Annotated in this window: 24 protein-coding genes; 13 read left to right on the top strand and 11 right to left on the bottom strand. The window is 67.9% G+C overall.

Annotated elements, in window-relative coordinates; translation table 11 throughout:
• Positions 1–27: 27 nt before the first annotated feature.
• Positions 28–1,296 carry an amidohydrolase family protein gene (locus GV044_RS16795; RefSeq protein ID WP_159872999.1) on the bottom strand — a complete coding sequence of 423 codons (1,269 nt, stop codon included), beginning with the start codon at positions 1,294–1,296 and terminating at the stop codon, positions 28–30.
• 190 nt (positions 1,297–1,486) lie between these two features.
• Between GV044_RS16795 and GV044_RS16800 the strand changes: the two genes are divergently transcribed.
• Positions 1,487–2,761, top strand: coding sequence for a cytochrome P450 (locus tag GV044_RS16800; RefSeq protein ID WP_159873001.1), 1,275 nt, complete (start codon positions 1,487–1,489; stop codon positions 2,759–2,761).
• Between the two features lie 22 nt (positions 2,762–2,783).
• On the opposite strand, the gene GV044_RS16805 is transcribed toward GV044_RS16800, so the two are convergent.
• The 3 genes from GV044_RS16805 to GV044_RS16815 all read right to left on the bottom strand — a co-directional run bounded on the left by GV044_RS16805 (position 2,784) and on the right by GV044_RS16815 (position 5,516).
• Positions 2,784–4,031, bottom strand: coding sequence for a dipeptidase (locus GV044_RS16805; protein ID WP_159873003.1), 1,248 nt, complete (start codon positions 4,029–4,031; stop codon positions 2,784–2,786).
• Positions 4,032–4,143: 112 nt separating this feature from the next.
• Entirely contained in the window at positions 4,144–4,659 is a 516-nt protein-coding gene (locus GV044_RS16810; protein ID WP_159873005.1) for an SRPBCC domain-containing protein, read from the bottom strand.
• Positions 4,656–5,516 carry a TIGR03620 family F420-dependent LLM class oxidoreductase gene (locus tag GV044_RS16815; RefSeq protein ID WP_159873007.1) on the bottom strand — a complete coding sequence of 287 codons (861 nt, stop codon included), beginning with the start codon at positions 5,514–5,516 and terminating at the stop codon, positions 4,656–4,658. Before GV044_RS16815 ends, GV044_RS16810 begins: the two co-directional genes overlap by 4 nt.
• Before the next feature lie 134 nt (positions 5,517–5,650).
• On the opposite strand from GV044_RS16815, the gene GV044_RS16820 reads away from it, so the two are divergent.
• The 3 genes from GV044_RS16820 to GV044_RS16830 are packed head-to-tail and all read left to right on the top strand — an operon-like array spanning position 5,651 to position 8,027.
• A complete protein-coding gene (locus GV044_RS16820) occupies positions 5,651–7,246 on the top strand; it encodes a GMC family oxidoreductase (protein ID WP_159873009.1) in 1,596 nt (531 codons plus the stop codon).
• A gap of 53 nt (positions 7,247–7,299) precedes the next feature.
• Positions 7,300–7,581 (top strand): DUF427 domain-containing protein, encoded by a 282-nt coding sequence (locus GV044_RS16825; RefSeq protein ID WP_159873011.1) that lies wholly within the window; start codon positions 7,300–7,302, stop codon positions 7,579–7,581.
• A 5-nt stretch (positions 7,582–7,586) separates the two neighbouring features.
• On the top strand, positions 7,587–8,027 hold the full coding sequence (locus tag GV044_RS16830; RefSeq protein WP_159873013.1) for a cupin domain-containing protein: 441 nt from the start codon (positions 7,587–7,589) through the stop codon (positions 8,025–8,027).
• Between the two features lie 384 nt (positions 8,028–8,411).
• Here GV044_RS16830 and GV044_RS16835 read toward each other — a convergent pair whose 3' ends face one another.
• The 4 genes from GV044_RS16835 to GV044_RS16850 all read right to left on the bottom strand — a co-directional run bounded on the left by GV044_RS16835 (position 8,412) and on the right by GV044_RS16850 (position 10,651).
• Positions 8,412–8,714, bottom strand: coding sequence for a hypothetical protein (locus GV044_RS16835; RefSeq protein WP_159873015.1), 303 nt, complete (start codon positions 8,712–8,714; stop codon positions 8,412–8,414).
• Positions 8,714–9,085 (bottom strand): response regulator, encoded by a 372-nt coding sequence (locus GV044_RS16840; protein WP_159873017.1) that lies wholly within the window; start codon positions 9,083–9,085, stop codon positions 8,714–8,716. Before GV044_RS16840 ends, GV044_RS16835 begins: the two co-directional genes overlap by 1 nt.
• A 34-nt stretch (positions 9,086–9,119) precedes the next feature.
• Complete coding sequence (locus GV044_RS16845) at positions 9,120–10,208, bottom strand: PAS domain-containing protein (RefSeq protein ID WP_159873019.1); 1,089 nt, start codon at positions 10,206–10,208, stop codon at positions 9,120–9,122.
• Positions 10,209–10,321: 113 nt separating this feature from the next.
• Positions 10,322–10,651: a Rieske 2Fe-2S domain-containing protein gene (locus GV044_RS16850; RefSeq protein ID WP_159873021.1), complete on the bottom strand. Its 330-nt coding sequence runs from the start codon at positions 10,649–10,651 to the stop codon at positions 10,322–10,324.
• A 123-nt stretch (positions 10,652–10,774) separates the two neighbouring features.
• Between GV044_RS16850 and GV044_RS16855 the strand changes: the two genes are divergently transcribed.
• A complete protein-coding gene (locus GV044_RS16855) occupies positions 10,775–11,200 on the top strand; it encodes an OsmC family protein (protein WP_159873023.1) in 426 nt (141 codons plus the stop codon).
• Positions 11,201–11,289: 89 nt separating this feature from the next.
• Here GV044_RS16855 and GV044_RS16860 read toward each other — a convergent pair whose 3' ends face one another.
• Both GV044_RS16860 and GV044_RS16865 read right to left on the bottom strand, forming a co-directional pair.
• Complete coding sequence (locus tag GV044_RS16860; protein WP_159873025.1) at positions 11,290–11,742, bottom strand: COG3650 family protein; 453 nt, start codon at positions 11,740–11,742, stop codon at positions 11,290–11,292.
• A gap of 10 nt (positions 11,743–11,752) precedes the next feature.
• Positions 11,753–12,526, bottom strand: a complete 774-nt coding sequence (locus GV044_RS16865; protein WP_159873027.1) for a DUF72 domain-containing protein — start codon at positions 12,524–12,526, stop codon at positions 11,753–11,755.
• 149 nt (positions 12,527–12,675) lie between these two features.
• Here GV044_RS16865 and GV044_RS16870 point away from each other — a divergent pair, with 149 nt between their 5' ends.
• Entirely contained in the window at positions 12,676–13,239 is a 564-nt protein-coding gene (locus GV044_RS16870) for a hypothetical protein (protein WP_159873029.1), read from the top strand.
• A gap of 118 nt (positions 13,240–13,357) precedes the next feature.
• Positions 13,358–13,951 (top strand): hypothetical protein, encoded by a 594-nt coding sequence (locus tag GV044_RS16875; protein WP_159873031.1) that lies wholly within the window; start codon positions 13,358–13,360, stop codon positions 13,949–13,951.
• Between the two features lie 99 nt (positions 13,952–14,050).
• Here GV044_RS16875 and GV044_RS16880 read toward each other — a convergent pair whose 3' ends face one another.
• A complete protein-coding gene (locus GV044_RS16880; protein WP_159873033.1) occupies positions 14,051–14,464 on the bottom strand; it encodes a DUF6491 family protein in 414 nt (137 codons plus the stop codon).
• A 121-nt stretch (positions 14,465–14,585) separates the two neighbouring features.
• On the opposite strand from GV044_RS16880, the gene GV044_RS16885 reads away from it, so the two are divergent.
• From GV044_RS16885 to GV044_RS16910, 6 genes are all read left to right on the top strand, one after another.
• Positions 14,586–16,040, top strand: coding sequence for an ATP-binding protein (locus GV044_RS16885; protein ID WP_159873035.1), 1,455 nt, complete (start codon positions 14,586–14,588; stop codon positions 16,038–16,040).
• 10 nt (positions 16,041–16,050) lie between these two features.
• Positions 16,051–16,230, top strand: a complete 180-nt coding sequence (locus tag GV044_RS16890; RefSeq protein WP_159873037.1) for a DUF4169 family protein — start codon at positions 16,051–16,053, stop codon at positions 16,228–16,230.
• The gene (locus GV044_RS16895; RefSeq protein WP_159873039.1) at positions 16,230–16,430 is read left to right on the top strand and encodes a hypothetical protein; all 201 of its coding nucleotides are present in this window, start codon (positions 16,230–16,232) and stop codon (positions 16,428–16,430) included. The genes GV044_RS16890 and GV044_RS16895 overlap by 1 nt, the downstream gene beginning before the upstream one ends.
• A 197-nt stretch (positions 16,431–16,627) precedes the next feature.
• A complete protein-coding gene (bioF, locus tag GV044_RS16900) occupies positions 16,628–17,791 on the top strand; it encodes an 8-amino-7-oxononanoate synthase (protein ID WP_159873041.1) in 1,164 nt (387 codons plus the stop codon).
• The gene (locus GV044_RS16905) at positions 17,782–18,423 is read left to right on the top strand and encodes an alpha/beta fold hydrolase (RefSeq protein ID WP_236555048.1); all 642 of its coding nucleotides are present in this window, start codon (positions 17,782–17,784) and stop codon (positions 18,421–18,423) included. Before bioF ends, GV044_RS16905 begins: the two co-directional genes overlap by 10 nt.
• Positions 18,381–19,172 (top strand): methyltransferase domain-containing protein, encoded by a 792-nt coding sequence (locus GV044_RS16910; RefSeq protein WP_236555049.1) that lies wholly within the window; start codon positions 18,381–18,383, stop codon positions 19,170–19,172. Before GV044_RS16905 ends, GV044_RS16910 begins: the two co-directional genes overlap by 43 nt.
• The last annotated feature ends 3 nt before the right edge of the window (positions 19,173–19,175 follow it).

A 19,175-nucleotide genomic window follows, 5' to 3' on the forward strand; every position in this document is an offset into this window, starting at 1 on the left:
GGCTTTTCGTCAGCTTGCGCCGGCCGATCAGAACGGCAGGTTGTACAGCTTGGTCGCGTTGTCCTGCAGGACCTTCTTCTGCGTCTCGTAGCTGTAGCCGCCGAGCACGTCCTTCAAGTGCGCCTGGACGCCCGGATAGAGCGAGGTCGGGTGCGGAAAGTCGGTTTCGAACATCAGCTTGTCCTCACCGATGGTCTCCAGCAGGATCTTGGGCGCGACCTTCTCGAACCAGAAGGTGCACCAGAAGTGATCGCGGAAGTACTCGGCCGGGCGTCGATTGAGCGTCTTGGAGAAGCGCGGCAGCATCTCGTTGAACTGGTGCTCCAGCGCCTCGATGGCGAAGGGCACCCAGCCCGCACCGCTCTCGATCAGGCCGATCTTGAGCTTGGGATGCTGGTCGAGCCGGCCCGAGACGCACCAGTTGCCCAGCGTAGCGGCGTTGCCGATCGAGAACATCGTGGCGACCACGGACAGCGTCTGCTCGAACTGGAAGCCTTCCCAGGTCAGCGTGTTGGGATCCACCGCCGAATTGAGGTGGAAGTTCAGCGGCATGCCCGTGGCCTCGCACATCTCGAGGAAGCCGGTCCAGTAGTCGTGCATGAAGCTGGGCACGCCGACGCGCTCGGGCGTATCCGGCAACACGAAACCACGCAGGCCGATGTCGTGGCAGCGGCGCGCCTCGGCTTCCATCGCCTTCTGGTCCCAGAACGGCAGGTGCGCCATGTTGAAGATGCGCTGGCCCGAGGCGTTCTGGAAGTCCGCCGAGGCATCGTTGTACATCTGCACGATGGCGAGCGCGAGTTCGTTGTCGCCCAGGCTCATCAGCGAGCCGGCCTGCGTCACGCCCGAGTTCTGGAAGCCGATCTGGGCATAGACGCCCATGTCGTCCATCGCCTGCAGGCGCTCCTTCAGCTGGTGGCCACCCGGGTGCGCCTGCTCCAGCAACGGGAACGCGAGCCGGCCGAGCAGCTTGTTGTTGTCCGCACGGATCACGTTGCCGCCCATCGAGCCGAAGTTGCGGTCACCCACGTACCAGCGCTCGACCCCGTCCTTGTCGAGCTTGACCTGCGGCACCTTGTCCTTCCACTTGGCCGGTGCGCGGCTGGTGAACAGGTCCGGCGCTTCGGTGATGTGGGTGTCGGTGTCGACGATCTTGATGCCTTCGAACATCGGATCGAGGCCGCCCGACTGGGTCGCATAGTCGACCTCGCGGATCACGCCGCCTGGTGTGTACCCTTCAGCGGACCAGTACTTGCGCGCGTTCTGCGCGATATCGTTGTTGTCGGCATCTGCCATGGCACGTCTCCCGGGAATGCAAAAAGCTGATTATGTCTCATTTTGTCAGCCCATCCCCCTAAATACAATGCTTCGGCCAACGCGGCCACGATGAATCGCCCGGGGCGTCGCGATAGTGGGTCCGCTGTTCCCGGGCCCGCTTGCGAGCGGGCACCACGCGCGGCACAGTCTGCCCATAAGGGAGACGAGGATGCCTGATACCGCCACGCTCGATGCCATCCGCATCGACTTCGACGCGCCCGACAACGTACCCAAGGACCGCATCGTCGACCTGAGCTTTGCCATGGGCAACGTGCCCAACGATCTGGTCGATCCCTACGCGCCGGTCGGCTGGCTTGCCGGCGCGGAGATCCCGCGGCTGCTGTTCAACCCGCCCGCGAGCCATGGCCTGGGCGCAATCTCGGGCAACCGCACCGGCAGCTGGGTGGTCAGCCACTACGAGGATATCGAGCGGGTCTATTCGGACAACGCGCATTTCTCCAACGCCGGCACTGCCGAGTTCCAGCGGCTGATCGGAGAGACCTTCAAGTCGATCCCGCTGGCGATCGACCCGCCGGATCACCAGAAGTACCGGCTGTTCCTGATGCCCTACTTCTCGCCCGCGCGGATCACGCGCGACCTGGAGCCGCGCATCCGCCGCATCTGCGTCGAGATGATCGAGGCTGTCGTCGACAAAGGCGAGGTCGACATGGCCTGGGATTTCGCGCGCGTGTTCCCGGTGCGGATCTTCATGGGGCTGATGGGCTTTCCGGACGAGAAGTTCACCCAGTTCCTCGATTGGGAGTGGGACATCCTGCACTCCGGCTCGCTGGAAAAGATGCAGGCGGCGCTGCGCGGCGTGCTCGACTACTTGCGCGGCTTCATCGCAGAGAAGGAGCGCGAGCCCGACGAGCACCTCGTCTCCGCGATCGTTCACGGCAAGGTCGAGGGCCGCGCGCTGACGGATGACGAGAAGATCGGCATGGTCTGGTTCTTGTGGCTGGGGGGGCTCGACACCGTGGCCGCGACGATCGCGCAGATGTTCCGCCGCCTCGCGCTCCAGCCCGAGCTGCAGACGCGCATCCGGCAGGAACCGGGGATCATCAACTCGGCAGTCGAGGAGTTCCTGCGCACGCAGCCGATCCTCTCGTCGGCACGCACGGCCAAGCTCGACTTCGAGTGGCACGGCATCCAGGTGCGCAAGGGCGACTCGTTCCAGTGCCTGAACCCGGCAGGCAACTTCGACCCGGCCCGCTTCGACAACCCGCGCGAGTTCGACCCTGAGCGCAAGGCCAACCGCCACTTCACCTTCGTGGGCGGCGTGCACATTTGCCTCGGCGCTCACCTCGCCCGCCGCGAACTGCGCGTACTGCTGGAAGAATGGTTCGCGCGCGTGCCTAAATTCCGGGTCAAGCCAGGCGCCGATACGACGGTGTTCCCGGGGCTGCTGTCGATCCGCAACCTGCCGCTAGTGTGGGAGGCATGACCCTCTCCCACCGGGGAGAGGGTCAGAATGTCGTCGGCGACTCGATCGGCGCATCATTGCGATGCGCGGCCGCGTAAGCCTCGGCCGCCTTCATTACCCGCAGCATGTTGCGGCTGGCGATCTTCTCCAGGTCGGCGCGCGTATAACCGCGGCGGGCCAGTTCGGTGAATAGCGCCGGATACGCCGCGACGTCCTCCAGCCCCGTCGGCAACGAGCCGACGCCGTCGAAATCGCCGCCCAAGCCGACGTGGTCGACTCCGGCGATCTTCACCGCATGGTCGATGTGATCGGCCACTTGCGCCAAGGTCGCTTTGGGCGCGGGATGCGCGGCAAGCCAATCCGCATCGGCCTTCTTCAGCGCATCGGGATCTCCGATCCAGATCGCGGCGCTGCGTGCGCTTTCGGCCTTCTTCGCCGCGCTCCACGCGCGGACCTCTTCGCTGACGTAGTCGGGCGCGAAATCGACCATGACGATGCCGCCGTTCGCCTTCAGCCGTGCCAGCACATCGTCGGGCACGTTGCGCGGATGCGTGTTGATCGCGCGCGCGCCCGAGTGGCTGAAGATCACCGGTGCTTTCGCCACCTCCAGCGTGTCGCGCATGGTGTCGGCGCTGACGTGGCTCAAGTCGACCAACATGCCGATGCGCTGCATCTCGCGTACCACGTCACGGCCGAAATCGGTCAGGCCGCCATGCCTGGGCGCATCGGTGGCGGCATCGGCCCAGGCGAGCGTGTTGAAGTGCGTCAGCGTCATGTAGCGCGCACCCAGCGCATACATCTGCCGTAGCACGCCGAGCGAGCCGCCGATCGAGTGCCCGCCTTCCATGCCGATCAGCGAGGCGACCTTGCCCGCCTTCCACGCCTTCTCGACCTCGGCCGCGCTGGTGCACAGCTGCATGTCCGCAGGATAGCGCGCGATCAGGCGCTTGGTGACGTCGATCTGCTCGAGCGTCGCCTGCACCGCCTGCGGCTCGGGCAGATCGGCGGAGACGTAGACCGACCAGAACTGCGCGCCCACCCGGCCTCGGCGCAGGCGCGCAAGGTCGGTGTGCATCGCCTGCTGGTTCTTCGCGGGATCTGCGGTGGCGCTGGTGTCGCGAAAGTCGAACCCGTCCAGCAGGTCCTTGCGCCGCTCGCGCAGCTGCTCGGGCACGTCGTTGTGGCCATCCCACACAGGCGCTGTCTTGAGCGCGGCCTGCGCCGTCTGTTCGGGCGTGGCGGCGAGCGCAGGGTTGGCGATGAGCGCGAGGGTCAGGAGAGCTGTGCGCATGAGGATCCTTTGCGGTGCGTTTCCAGATGCGCGAGAGTGTGGGTGAGCGTCAATGCTGGCTTGCTTCACGCAGAAAGCGCAGCCGGCCGGCTTCGCGGTTCACCCCCGAGCCCTAGCCCGGCCGCCCCCGCCACTTGCGCTCGGCCACGCGCTTGAGTGCTTCGTTCATCGCCTTGAGCCCCTCGCCCACCTTGGCGCCGACCGCGCGGTACACCAGCCCACCCAACGGACCGCCCATGATCTCGCCGTTGACCACCCGGCAGCGCACAGGTGAGAGTTCCTCGATCTCGACGTACCGGTAGGCTTTCACCAACCCGCCCATGCTGGATACGGCATATTCCAGCAGCGTGTCCGCCTCCGCCTTGCGGACCACGGCCTGGCCCTTCTGCGGCTTCATGCCCGCCAGTTGCACGCTGAAGCGCAAGCGTTCGCCTTCTTCCGCGGCGCCCACCGTGTCGCCGTAAAGCGGGTTCCAGCTCGACCAACCCTGGAAGTCGGCGACGAAGTCCCACACCAGCTCGGGCGGGGCGTCGATGGTGATGCGGTGGCCGACACAGCGTCCGCGCAACCGACCGGGATCGTCGCAGGCGCCCGAGAACTCCCAGCCTTCCCCCTCGCCGTCGCTCAAAGCAGCGCCTCGGCGAGGTCGCGCCAGTGCCGGCGCAAGGCGGCGAAGCCCGCCTCGCGGTCGGCGATCACCTGGAGGCAGACATGGTCGGCGCCGGCATCGAGGTGCGCCTGCACCCGCTGCGCCACCGCTTCGACCGAGCCGATCGCGAACAGCGCCTCAAGCAGACGATCACTGCAGGCGTCGATCTCGGCATCCTCGAAGCCAAGCCGCTTCCAGTTGTTGCGGTAGTTGGGCAGCCGCGCATAGTGCTCCACCGCACCGAGCGCCAAGGCGCGCGCCTTGGCCGGATCGGCTTCCAGCACCACGCCCTGCTCGGGCGCGAGTAGTTTGCCCGGGCCCAGGATCTCGCGCGCTTGTGCGGTGTGCTCTGGCGTGACGAGGTAGGGATGCGCGCCAGCCGAACGCTCGCCGGACAGCGCGACCATCTTGGGTCCCAGCGCTGCGAGACAGACATGGTCCATCGCCATGCCGCCTGCCTCCAGCCCGTCGAGAAAGCTTCCGGTCGCCTCCAGCGGCTTGCGCCACTGTTCGCCGATGATCGGTCCGTGGCTGACGCCGATGCCGAGCAGCAGGCGCGCCTTGTCCGCCTCACCGAGGCCTGCATACCAGGCGGCGACGTCCGCTGGCTCATGCTTCCAGATGTTGAGGATGCCGCTGGCGATGACGGTGCGCTTGCTGGCCCCCAGCAGCGCTTCCATGTCCGCCAGCACGCCGGAGTCGATGCCGCCCGGGACCCACAAGGCGCCATAGCCCAGCTCGTCGAGCTCGGCAGTTGCCTCCAGCGCCTGCGCACGATCTCCGTACCGCAATTCCAGCGACCATATGCCGACTTTGCCGATAACCGGTGTGCTCACGCGAGGCTCCTTGCATGCTTTGCGCGCATCTAGGGTCGGCAGGCGCGCGGCTTCAAGCGATTTGCAGCCCGGAGCTTCGCGGCATCGTCGGAGCGAGACTTGATCGGGATCGCGTGCGGTCCTAGCGCACCTGCATGGACGAGTTCGACTACATCGTCGCCGGCGGCGGCAGCGCCGGATGCGTGCTGGCCAATCGCTTGAGCGCAGACCCGCGCAACCGGGTATTGCTGCTCGAAGCCGGCGGACGCGACAACTACATCTGGATCCGCGTGCCGGTCGGCTACCTGTACTGCATCGGCAATCCGCGCACCGACTGGTGCATGTCGACGCAGGCGGAGGAAGGCCTGGGTGGTCGCACGCTCAAGTACCCGCGCGGCAAGGTGCTGGGCGGCTGCTCGTCGATCAACGGCATGATTTACATGCGCGGGCAGGCCGCAGATTACGATGGCTGGCGCCAGGCCGGCCAGACCGGCTGGGGTTGGGACGATGTGCTGCCCTACTTCACGCGCGCCGAGGACCATTACGAAGGCGGCCAGTTCCACGGCACCGGCGGCGAGATCCGGGTGGAGAAGCAGCGCCTGCGCTGGGACATCCTCGAAGCGTTCCGCGAGGCGGCCGAGCAATACGGGCTGCCCGCGATCGCCGACTTCAACACGGGCGATAACGAAGGCTCCAGCTTCTTCCAGGTGACTCAACGCGGCGGCTGGCGCTGGAGCGCGTCCGACGCGTTCCTCAAGCCCGTGCGTGGCCGCGCGAACTTGCGCGTGGTCACCGGCGCGCATGTCGACAAGGTCGTGGTCGAGAATGGCCGTGCGGTCGGCATCGCCTGGCGCCAAGGCAATGAGCAGCGCTCCGCCCGCGCTCGGTGCGAGGTGATCCTGTCCTCGGGCGCGATCGGCTCGCCCGCGATCCTGGAGCGCAGCGGCATCGGCGATGCGGCGCGACTGAAGGACCTCGGCATCGCGCCGCTGGTCGACAGGCCGGAAGTGGGTGCCAACCTGCAGGACCACTTGCAGCTGCGCTGTGCCTACAAGGTCTCGGGTGTGGCGACGCTCAACCAACGCGCCGGGCATCTGTTCGGCAAGGCGCTGATCGGGCTGGAGTATTTGGCGCGGCGCACCGGGCCAATGGCGATGGCGCCCAGCCAGCTAGGCCTGTTCTGCAAGAGCGACCCGCGCTTCGCCACCGCCAACCTGGAATATCACGTGCAGCCGCTCAGCCTGGAGGCGTTCGGCGGCGCGCTCGACGTGTTTCCCGCCTTCACCGCCAGTGTCTGCAACCTGCGGCCCGAGAGCCGCGGCACCACGCGCATTGCCGATCGTGATCCCGACAGCGCGCCGATGATCCGCCCAAACTATCTCTCGGCGCCCGAGGACCGGCGTGTCGCTGCCGAGGCGATCCGCGTCACCCGCCGGATTGTCGCCCAGCCCGCACTGGCCAAGTACCACCCAGAGGAGACCAGGCCCGGCATGCAGTTCCAGACCGAAGAGGAACTGGAACGCGCTGCGGGCGAGATCGGCACGACGATCTTCCACCCGGTCGGCACCGCCGCAATGGGGACGGTGCTCGACTCGCGGCTGCGGGTGCGGGGACTAGAGGGTCTGCGGGTGATCGACGCTTCGTCGATGCCGACGATCGTATCGGGCAACACCAATGCTCCCACGATGATGATCGCCGAAAAAGGCGCCGAGATGGTGCTGCAGGACGCCCGCGCCTTCGTGGCGGCTTGATCGCTTCCTCCTTCGCGCGCAGCCTGCGCGCTGTATCGCGAAAGGAGCATGCCATGATCGAAGCCCGCTGGAACGGCGCCGTCATCGCCCGCAGCGACGACACCGTCGTGGTCGAAGGCAACCACTACTTCCCGCGCGAGGCGGTCGATGCGGCGCTGTTGCGGCCGAGCGCCACCACCAGCGTGTGCCCGTGGAAGGGGACGGCAAGCTACCACTCGCTCGAAGTCGACGGCGCAACCAACAAGGACGCGGCCTGGTACTACCCCGATCCCAAAGCCGCCGCCGCCGAGATCCGCGACCGCATCGCGTTCTGGAAGGGTGTGGAAGTCGGCTGAGGAGGATGGCGACCGGCGACACCGCGCAGGCGATCATCGCTCGCCTCGATCTGCAGCCTCATCCTGAGGGCGGGTGGTACCGCCAGACCTGGCGCGGCGAGGATGGACGGGACGGACGGGCATCGGGCACCGCGATCCATTTCCTGCTGGAGGCGCACCAGCGCTCGCATTGGCACAAGGTCGATGCAGCGGAGATCTGGCTGTGGCACGCCGGCGCGCCGATCACGCTGTCAATCGCGCCCGGCGATGACGGGCCGGTCGCGGAACACCGGCTCGGACCCGATGTGCTGGCGGGCGAGGCGCCGCAAGTGCTGGTGCCGGTGGGGCACTGGCAAGCCGCGGCTCCGCTCGGCGGCTGGGCGCTGGTGAGCTGCGTGGTGGTGCCCGGGTTCTCGTTCAATGGGTTCGAGCTGGCGCCGCAGGGGTGGGCGCCTAGCATAGCTTGAAGATCCTCCCCTGCGAGGGGAGGTGGCAGTCTGCAGGACTGACGGAGGGGTGTAACCGCTGGTGTAGTGCGCTGCCGAGAGGGTTACACCCCTCCACCACCGCCTACGGCGGCGGTCCCCCTCCCCTTGCAGTGGAGCTTCTTAGAGCATGATCATCTGCAACTGTTCCCCCTCCCGGCCGGTTGGGATTGGGGGTGGGGGAGCGATGCCGCCAGGCAGCGCGTCCACGCTGGCGTGGGGTACACTCACCTCCCGACCTCCTCCCTCAAGAAAGGAGGAGCAAATCGCGCAATCGAACGAAATCTTGCATCAGGAGGAGCCGCTTACTCAAACACCGCCAGGGCCGAGCTTGTCGAAGCCGCCAGCCGCCCTCCCGCTTTACCTCTACCCCCGCGTCAGACGCGAGCGATTGGCCCGCACGCGCTGGCGGTAGTGGTCGATCGTCCGTCCCGCCACCTGGCTCAGGTCGGTGCCGAAACGGCCGGTTGCAAGCGCGGCAGCAAGGTCGACTTGCGCCCGCCACTTCTCTTCCACCATGCGCACCGCCTCGCGGTTGGCCGAGTCGCCGCCTTGGGCTAGGCGGGCACAGCGCAGGCCGATGACCCAGCTCGCCTCGACGCCGAGCCACCAGGCCTGCGTAGCGACCAGCGGCCAGGCGAATGCGTCGTCGGTGCCGCTCTTGGCCATCACCCGTTCGCCGCCTGGCGCGAACCGTTGCGTGCGTACTTGATGGCGCGGGCGATCACCGCGGCGGCGCTGGCCGGCTTGGCAACCAGTTCGGCGCCGAGCGCGCGCACCGTCTCGTCATGCCGGTCGAGGTCGCCGGAGTGCAGCAGGTAAGGGATGCGCCGCTCGTCCAGCGCGCGCGCGACCGGCACGCACGTCTCGCCATCCTTCAGCGTCACGTCCAGGATTGCGCTGTCGACCGGCTTCGCATCGAGGATCGCCAGCGCCTCGCTGACGCTGGAGGCGCACAGCGCCTGGCACCCTTCGTCCTCCGCGGCGAACTCCAGGTCCATCAGGATCAGCGGCTCGTCCTCGAGCATCAGGATGTTCATGCCGCGCGGCCTCTTGGGGTTGGAGCGTGTCCGCTCATGCCGGGATCACGATGGTGGCTTCGAGGCCGTCGCTGTGCCATTGCCGCGTCATCGAGCCGCCGCCGTGGCGAAGCATGCGATCGACGATCTGGCTGCCCGTGCCGCGCTCTTCGGGCGGTGTGGGGATATGCGGACCATCGTGCTCGCGCCAGCGCACCATGAGCTTGCCCGGATCGTCGCCCTTGGTCTCGCGCCAATCCACTTCGACGCGGCCCCCGTCCTGCGACCAGGCGCCGAACTTGGTGGCATTCGCGGCCAGTTCGTGCAGCACCAGCCCGACCACCGAGACTGTCGCGAAGTGGACGCGCAAGCCGTTGCCCAGGAACTGCAGACGCTCCTTGTCGGCGTCGTAGGGCGCCAGGATCGCGCGGATCGCCGGGCCGATCTCGATCGTGCCGCTGAACGCCTCGTCCAGCGTCGTCTCGTAGGCGCGGCCGAGCGCCTGGATGCGCCCGTTGATCTCCGCCGCTTCCTTGGGGATGCCACGCACGCGACCCGTGATGTTTACGATGCCGGAGATCACCGCGAACATGTTCTTGATGCGGTGCGACAATTCGCGCGCCATGATCCGGGCGTGGCGCTCCTCGGCCCGCGCGGCACGCACTTCCGAGACGTCCCACTGGCTGCCGAAAAAGAACGCCAGGCTGCCGTCGGAACGGTAGATCGGCCCCAAGTGCAGCGCGTTCCAGAACGTCGTGCCATCCTTGCGGTAATTCAGCAGCTCGACCACCACGACGTCCTCGGACGCGAGCGCGGCGCGGATCTTGTCGACCTCTCGCTGGTCGGTGTCGGGTCCCTGGAGCAGCCGGCAGTTCCTGCCGATGACCTCGTGCTCTTCGTAGCCGGTCAGGTTGCGGAATGCGCGATTGGCAAAGACGATCGGAATGTCGGGCTGGTGCGGGTCGCACAGGCACACCGCCATGCGCGTCTGCGCCATCGCCTGCTCGAACAGCACGCCCGACGCCTCGAAGAAGCTGTCCTCGGGGAGTTGGGAGCCGCGCGCCTCGCCACCTGGGTTGTAATGCGATTGATCCGCATTCCACCCTGGCCGGACACTCGAAGTCACATCATCATCGTGCGACATCGATCGCCCTTGCACTCCATCCGCGGCACCATGCCCGGGTTCCACAATGCACGTTCAAGCCCGGAGTTCCCCGCATTGCCCTTTGGTGCGCTGCAACTGCGAAGGAAGCGTCGTCATACACCGACCAGCACGTCGCCGCCCTCTACCCGCACCGGGTAAGTCTGCAAGCCGGACTTGGCCTTCATGCCGATGATCCAGAGCCGCGGATCGCGCTCGATCTCACCCGTGGCTAGGTCGAACCGCGCCTTGTGCAGCGGACAGACGGTCGCCCGATCCTCAAGCTTGCCGCGGCACAAGTTGAAACCCAGGTGCGGACACCTGCGCTGGGTGGCGTAGACCGTGCCGGCGACTTTCGCGAGCAGCAGCTTGTGCCCGCCCGCCTCCGCCGCCAGCGGCTTGCCCTCACTTACGTCGGCAACCGCCGCGACCTTCACGAATTCCATCGCATGCTCCCGTCAGTCGCGCGATGATGCCTTGCCGGCGGCATCGCTGTCCATAGCTGTCGGCAAGACCGGCTCGGCCGACCCGTCCCGAACCGAAACTCTCACTTGCAAGGATGACCCAAGATGACCGTCAACACCGCCACTGCTCGCTACGAAGGCCTCGGCAAGGAAGGCAAGGGCCATGTCACCAGCCGCTCGGGCGTGATCGACGCACCTTACGGCTTTGCCACCCGCTTCGAGGACGCGCCCGGCACCAACCCCGAGGAGATGATCGCCGCCGCCCACGCCAGCTGCTTCACCATGGCGACCAGCTTCGCGCTCGCCAAGGCCGGACACACAGACGGCTCGCTGGAGACCGAGTGCAAGGTGACGCTGGTGCCCGCAGACGGCGGCTTCAAGGTCACCAAGTCCGAACTCGCGCTGAAGGGCAAGGTCGCCGGGCTGTCGCAGGACGAATTCGAGGCGATCGCGGCGGAGGCCAAGGCCGGGTGCCCGATCTCCAAGCTGCTCAACTGCGAGATCACGCTGGCGACTTCGTTCGAGAGCTAAGCTTCGGGCGCCTCCCTACTGTGGTGGGGAGGTGCCGCACCGTCGCGGGTAGGCTCCGACAGGCTCAGCCCACAACGTTGCGGCACAGCTCAGTGCTTCACTTGCGTAAACCGCTTGCTATCCGTCCACCCGCAGCCCTGACGCACCTCGCTGGCGATCCGCAGCGTCACCGAGAACGGAAACCGCCGGTCCGACATGCCGTCGCTGCAGGTGCCCGGCGTCACCGTCATGTCGAAGGCCTGCCCATCCAGCGTGCCGCTCAGCCCCAGCCCGTTGCGGCCGGCGAAACGCGACACCGCCAGCTTGGTGCCTTCCGGCTTGGCGGGGGTGGTGTAGGTCAGCGAGCCCTCGTGCGCGCTGCCGCCCCAGAACGGTTCGGTGCCGACGAAGTGCAGCGTATCCTGCGGGGCGATTCCACTGAAGGGCTTGGACGAGTCGCCATCGCCCGGAACGCCGCCGTTGTCCTCCCCTCGCCGCGCATGACAGGCGGAGAGCGCTGCCAGCGCGATCAAGGACAGGGCGGCGGTTCGCAAGGTGGTCATGCCGCGCGCCCTAGCACTCGGCCGGCGGCACCGCATCCCCTCCGAGCGCGGCGATCAACGCCTGCGCCGCAGCGGGTGCGCGCTCCTTCGCGCCGGAGATGAAGAAGGCGTAGACCTCACGCCCGTCTTTCGCCCACCCTCTTGCCCGATCGGCCCACTCGGTGATCTCCTGCGGCGGATAGCCGGTGGCCTCTTCGGCACGACATCGCTGCAGGCGGGCGTAGACGAATGGGCCATCGTCTCGCGCGAAGTCGGCGAACTTCTCGCTCTCGCTTACCACCACGGCAACGCCCGCCGCCTTGGCAAGCGCGTAGAAGGCCGGATCGTCGAAGCTCTCGTGCCTGGGCTCGATCGCATGGCGCAGCGCCACGCCCTCGTGGCTGGTGGGAAGGAGCGCCAGGAACGTTTCGATCTCGTCGGGGTCGAAGCGCTTGGTGTCGCGCAGCTGCCAGTTGATCGGGCCGAGCCGATCGCCCAGCTCCACCAGTCCCTGCCCGACGAACTTGGCGATGCCCTGTCCTGCCTCGGCAAGGTTCTTGCGGTTGGTGCAGTAGTTCGAGCCCTTGAGCGCGAAGCGGAAGCTGCCGGGCACCGCATCGCGCCACTTGGCGAAGGTCGCCGGCTTCTGCAGGCGGTAGGCAGTGGCGTTGATCTCGGTCGCAGTGAGATGCGCGCCGAGGTAGGCGAGCTCGCGCGCGTGCGCCAAGCCGGCGGGGTAGAAGGTGTCGCGCCACGGCTCGTACACCCAGCCGCCGACGCCGATGCGGATCGATCCATGAGGCATGGTTGGGGCATGGCACGGCGGGGTGGCAGGCACCAGCGCCCAGCCGCACGAAATGACCAATGTTAATCCGCAAGCCCGGAACACCCGCGCCACAAACGACGTTCAAGCGACACAAACACACAGGACTCATCAGCACAGGGCAATGTCCGATGACCAAGAGCGACAAGGCGAAGGCACTCCGGCTTACCGGCGGCATCATGGGCGGCGGCCTCGTCGCCGGAATGCTCATGGCGCTCGCGATCCCCACCACGATGGCACACAAGGGCGAGACTCTGCGCGATCTGATTGGCGTTCCCGATGCCCAAGCGGACACCACGCCGGTGCTGGCCTTCGAAGCGCCGCCTGAGGACCTGACGCCGGTGAACTGGCAGACGGCGCAACAGGAATATCCTTCCGAAGCCTACGTGACCCCGGTGGCCGATTACGGCGCCGATCTGCTCGACAATTCCGCGCCGCTGCCGGGTGAGGGCGAACCGCTCCCACCTGAATCGCTCGATGCCCCCGAGCGGCCGAGCACCGTGATCCTGGCCAGCGTCGGCGATGCGGCTGACGATTCGGCACAGGCAGCGCGCGATGCCGCCGCCGACGTGCGCCACGCGGAGAGCGCCGCAAGCGAGCCACAGCCAGCGCGGGCCGCGGCGAACGCAAGCGCGAACGCAAGCGCGCCCGTCGTCGTCACCGACCTGACGCCCGCCTCCGTCACACCCAGCTGAGCTGGCGCTGCGACAATGTCGCAATTGTCCGGCATTCAGCCATGCGTCAGCCGCATCGCGCTACAGACGTGCGCTGTTCGACCGGTTTGACAAGGTGCTTATGGGCGCTGTGCGCTTGATGTTTTCGCTGGGTGTCGTGGGGATCGCGGCGGGGGCCTACCTCGCATTCGCGACGGTGCCGAGCTTTGCGCCTTATCAGGACCGCCGCGCGTCGGCGCCGGTCGTGCTCAGCCAGCCGATCCAGGGCGACCGGCAAAATGCGGACCTCGCAGCGCCCGCCGAGGAGCGCGGCAATGGAGTGCGTCTGCGGCCCGACTTCGAGCAAGGCACGCTGGTGCTCGAACTGCCGCGCTGGGCGCAGGAGACCGGCTCTTGGTTCGCGCTGGGACGCCGCGCCCTGCAGGACTGGAGTGGCGAGGTCGGTCCTGAGAACGGGGCAGACGGCCGTAGCTGGAACGATCGCGCTCCGCACGGATCCCAGCGAAAAGATGATAGCGAGCCGGGCTATTCGATGCCGCGTCCACGATACGACGACGGCGGCTACGGCTATCGGTCACATGGGCAAGACGAAGCGGACGACAGTTACGCGCCGGAAGGCTGGTCAGCCGCCGAGCAGGACTGGGCCGAGCGCGGCAGCGACGCCGCCGCCGATGCCGCAGATCGCGCGCGCGAAGTCGCTCGCGACGTCCACGACGCCTTGCAGGACCTCTGAGGCAAAGCTGTCCGTCTCGTAACTGCGCAACGAAGCCCCCCCCCTCCTTTGAGGCGGAAAATGGGTGGGGTTTTTCCAACGCCGGCGTGAATGCGCCCGCTACAGCGTCTTCGCTTCCTCGCGCGTGATCGGGCGGATCATCTGCACGGCGCAGCGTCGAGGGCCGATCGTGCTAGGCACCACCAGCGTGACGTCAAGGCCGTCGCAGATCTGCCCTGGACCGGTCTGATCGAAGCCGATCGTCTCCGACCAGTCGATATCGGGACACGGCCCCAGCGTCTCGAACAAGTAGCGCTGGTTCGCGCCGACCGAGACGATCACGCCGTCGCTGCCGCGCGCCTGCTTGCGCACGTGCTGGAAGCCGTTGACCTGCGAGCGGTAGAAGCACTGCCGCCCCGCGCTCGCGCCCGCCGAGGCCACGCTCGTCGGCTCGGTGGTAGCGGCACAGGCGGACAGCACCGCTCCGCCGCCGAACGCCGCCACTGCGGCCAGGATGATCGAACGTGCGTGCATGGGCGTGCCTTCCGGATGTTAACTGGCTAACGGTCCGGACCATCCGAGAGTTTCCGAAAAGCTCTGGAAAACTGCGGCCTTGCGGTTCCGAATCGCTGGCACCCCGGCCTATGCGCGGGCGGTGAGCGCAACCATCGTCATCGGCCATGATCCCCATGGCGGCCCGATCGAGATCGACGTCGGCGAACTGCTGGCGACGCGCTTGCTCGTCCAGGGCAATTCCGGCTCGGGCAAGTCGCACTTGCTGCGCCGCCTTCTGGAAGAGAGCGCCCCGCTGGTGCAGCAAGTAGTGATCGATCCCGAAGGCGATTTCGTGACTCTGGCCGAGGAGTTCGGCCATGTGGTGATCGATGGCGCCGCCTATGCCGAAGCGGAGATCGGCAAGCTCGCCGCCCGCATCCGCAAGCATCGCGCCTCGGTCGTCCTTGCGCTGGACGAGCTGGAGGTGGACAGCCAGATGAAGTGCGCCGGGCAGTTCCTCTCGGCGCTGTTCGACGCCCCGCGCGAGGAGTGGTACCCCGCGCTGGTGGTGGTCGACGAAGCGCAGATGTTCGCGCCGGCTGCGGCCGGCGAGGTGAGTGAGGAGGCGCGCCGCGTGAGCCTCGCCGCCATGACCAACCTCATGTGCCGCGGCCGCAAGCGCGGGCTTGCCGGCGTGATCGCCACCCAGCGCCTCGCCAAGCTGGCCAAGAACGTCGCGGCCGAGGCTAGCAATTTCCTGATGGGCCGCACTTTCCTCGACATCGACATGGCCCGCGCCGCCGACCTGCTGGGCATGGAGCGCCGCCAGGCCGAAGCGATCCGCGATCTCGCGCGCGGTCAGTTCCTGGGCCTTGGCCCCGCGATCAGCCGCCGCCCGGTTGCCGTCAACATCGGCGCGGTGCGCACCGGCAGCCGCGCGGTGGTGCAGAGCTATGCCCCGCCCCCGGTCGCCAGCCAGGAAGAGCTGCACGCGCTGCTTCACGACAATCTGGCCGAGCCGGTCCGCGAAGTCGTGCGTCCTGTGCCGGTGCGGGCCGATCCCGAGGAGCTGGTCGAACGCATCGTCGCCACCGATACACCCGCGCCGCGCCGACCCGAACTGCCCGAAGTCGATCCGGCCGAGACTGAGGCCGCCATTGCCGAGATCCTCGCCGCCATGGCCGCGGAGGAAGGTTGCACCTTCCAACCTGCCGCCACGCTGTTCCAGGACTTCACCTTGCGCTGCCGCATGCGGGGATTGTCGGTGCGCGGCTTCGACGTGGTGCGCTTCCGTCGCGGCTTCGCCATGGCGGTCGCCGGCATCGAGAACCCTGCGGATGAGCGCTGGGCCGGCCTGCTGGAACTCGCGGCCGGCGTGCCCGACGACTTGCTCGCCCCGTTCCTGCTGATCGGCCGGGCGGCGCTCGAAGGCCGCCCCTGCCCCGACGACGCCGAGCTGGCGCAAGTCTACGGCACCAGCTCGCCCCGCCGCATCCAGCGCCTGCTCGACTATCTGGAAAAAGATGGATTGCTGGTGGTGCGCACCGACTTCTCGGGCAAGCGCTCGGTTGGGCTGCCGCACCTGGGGCTCGCCACCGCCGCCGTCGAGGCGTAGAACGCAAGCCATGGCCGAGATCGTCAACCTCAGGCAGGCGCGCAAGACGAAGCAGCGGGCCGATGCTGCCGCCGAGGCGGATGCCAACCGCGCCCGCCATGGCGCCTCCAAGGCCCAACGCCGCCTCGCGCGCGACGAGGCAGAACGGCTCGCCCGCAGCGTCGACGGCGCCCGGCGGGAGCCCGACTGATGCGCACCACGTACCAGGACGCGAGCGTGCGGCTCTACCACCTCGACGATGCCGGCGAGGGCGGCACGGCGACGACGCTGTTCTATGGGCCATTGTCGGAGGCGCTGGCACTCGCCGCGCAGCAGGACGAGGCGGTGCAGGAAGGCCTGTGGATCGCGACGGACAATGACGTGGTGGCGTACCTCGATCTCGATGAGTGAGGTAACCAGATCCTGCCCTGCAAGGGGAGGGGGACCGTCCGCGTAGCGGATGGTGGAGAAGTGTCACCGCCAGCGTAGTGCGCGACTGAGAAGGCTACCCCCCCGTCAGTCCTGCGGACTGCCACTTCCTCCTCAAGGGAGGATCTGGAAGACAGCACCGTTGTCACCCCCGCCCCAATCCCCTACCGCGCAGCGCAATGGCGAGCCTGGACGAGCACCTCGAAGCGGCACTGGCGAAAGTCGAGCAGGCGGGCCGCCGCCGCACTCTGCGCGCCGCCACGCTCGCGCCGCAGGGTCACATCGTCCGCGATGGCCGAAGCCTGGTCGACTTCTCCAGCAACGACTACCTCGGCCTCGCCACTCACCCGTTGCTGGCGGAGCGTGCACGCGAGTGGACGCAGCGGCATGGCACCGGCAGCGGCGCCTCGCGCCTCGTCACCGGGACAAGCGCCCAAGTGCTCGCGCTGGAAGAGCGCATCGCCGCGTTCAAGGGCACCAAGGCTGCGCTGATCTTCGCCTCCGGCTGGCAGGCCAACGCCGCTGCACTACCCGCGCTGCTGAGCGCCTTGCCGGGGGCAGCGGTGTTCTGCGACCGGCTGAACCACGCCAGCATGCACGCCGGGCTCGCGATTGCCGGCACGCGCCAGCACCGCTTCAGACACAATGACCTGACACACCTCGAAGAGCTGCTCGCCGCCAAGGGCGCCGAGGCACCCGCGCGCGTGATCGTCACTGAGAGCGTGTTCAGCATGGACGGCGACGTGGCCGATCTGCCGCGCCTGGTCGCCCTCGCCCGCGCGTACGACGCAGTGCTCTACATCGACGAGGCGCATGCGACCGGCGTGATGGGGCTGGGCGGCGCGGGCCTCTCCAGCACCGTTCCAGCCAGGGTGGACGTGATCATGGGCACGTTCAGCAAGGCGCTGGGCGGCTTCGGCGCCTACATTGCCGGCTCCCGCGCGCTGATAGACTGGCTTACCAACGCCGCGAGCGGCTTCGTGTTCTCCACCGCGCTGCCGCCCGCCGTGCTCGGCGGGATCGATGCGGCGCTGGATCTCGTGCCGACAATGGACGCGGAACGTGCGCATCTCAGGTCCCTCGCCGATCGCTTGCGAGCGGGGCTGGATCAGCTCGGCCTCGATCACGCGGGCTCGGCCAGCCAGATCGTGCCCGCGGTGATCGGCGGCGAGGCGGAGACGCTGGCGCTCGCCGCTAGGCTGGAGCAACGCGGCTTCCTCGCCGCCGCGATCCGTCCCCCGACGGTGCCGCCGGGAACCAGCCGGCTGCGTCTGGCCCTGCGCGCCGCGCACCGGCACGAAGACATCGATGCATTGCTGGAGGCCATCGCCGCATGCCGCTGAGCCTGCTGTTCTGCCATGGTTGGGGCTTCGACGCAGGCGTGTGGGACCCGCTCGCGGCGCTGCTGCCCGAGTTCACCCAGTTGCGCGACGACGCCGGCTACTTCGGCGCGAGTGCCGCACCCGTGCCCTCTGAGCCGGTGCTCGCGGTGACGCACAGCTTCGGCACCATGCGCCTGCTTGCCGCGCCGCCGGAGGGACTTGCCGGCATGGTCGCGATCAACGGCTTTGATCGCTTCACCGCGGCACCGGACTTCCCCGGCACCCCCGCGCGCGTGGTCGACCGCATGGTCAGCGCCGTCGCGCAGGAGCCCGAGACCGTGCTCGCCGACTTCCATGCGCGTATCGGCAGCGCCGTCCCGATGGGCGAGCCCGATGCCGAGCGCCTGCAGGCCAGCCTCGTGACCATGCGCGATGGCGACTTGCGCGCGATCGTCGGGCAGGTGCGCCTGCCGATCCTCTCGCTTCAGGGCGCACACGACACGCTGCTGCCGATGGCTTTGCGCGAAACGGTCTTCGCGGCGGTGCCCGGTGTCATGCGGCGGACCCATCCGGACGCCGGCCACCTCCTGCAGCGCGAGGACCCTGGCTGGTGCGCCGACGCGATCCGCTCTTTCGCGGCCACGCTGGCGTGAGCCAAGGCCAGGGCGATGTCTCGCGCGCATTCGGCGCGGCGGCCGAGTACGACCGCCATGCCCGTGTCCAGCGTCTCGCCGCGCGCGAGCTCGCCCGCCGGATCGCAGCGCTGCCCCTGCCACGTGACCTCAAGGTGCTGGAGATCGGCTGCGGCACCGGCTTCCTGACGCAGGCCTTGCGCGACGAAGGTCTCTCGGGCGACTGGCTGCTGACCGACATCGCCCCTGCCATGCTCGAGCGTGCCCGCGCGCGGATGGGGGACGCGGTGCGATACGCCGTGCTCGATGGCGAAAACGGCACGCCCCCGGCGCGCGACTTCGATCTCATCTGCGCCAGCCTGGCGACCCAATGGTTCGCGCAAGAGGCCGATGCGCTTGCCCGGTGGCGCGAGTGGCTGGCGCCCGTCGGGCACGTGATGGTCGCAACGCTAGGCCCCGGCACCTTTGCCGAGTGGCGCGAGGCCCATGCGGCCGAGGACCTTGCACCGGGTACTCCGCAGTTCACGCAAGCGACGGAATGGGCCGCGATCGGCCTGGCCGAGCCGCTTGCAACCGATCTCTATCGCGAGCGCCATGCCGACGCCGCTGCCTTCCTCCATGCTCTGCGCGGCATCGGCGCGACGACCGCGGCGCCGGGTCACCGCCCGCTCGGCGCAGGAGCGCTGCGCCGCGTCATGCGCCGATTCGAGGCCGGCGGCGCCATCGCCACTTACGAAGTGATGACCTGCCACCTGACCCGCGCTAGGTAGCGG

Origin of the sequence: Novosphingobium sp. 9U, assembly GCF_902506425.1 — a bacterium.
Classification (GTDB): domain Bacteria; phylum Pseudomonadota; class Alphaproteobacteria; order Sphingomonadales; family Sphingomonadaceae; genus Novosphingobium.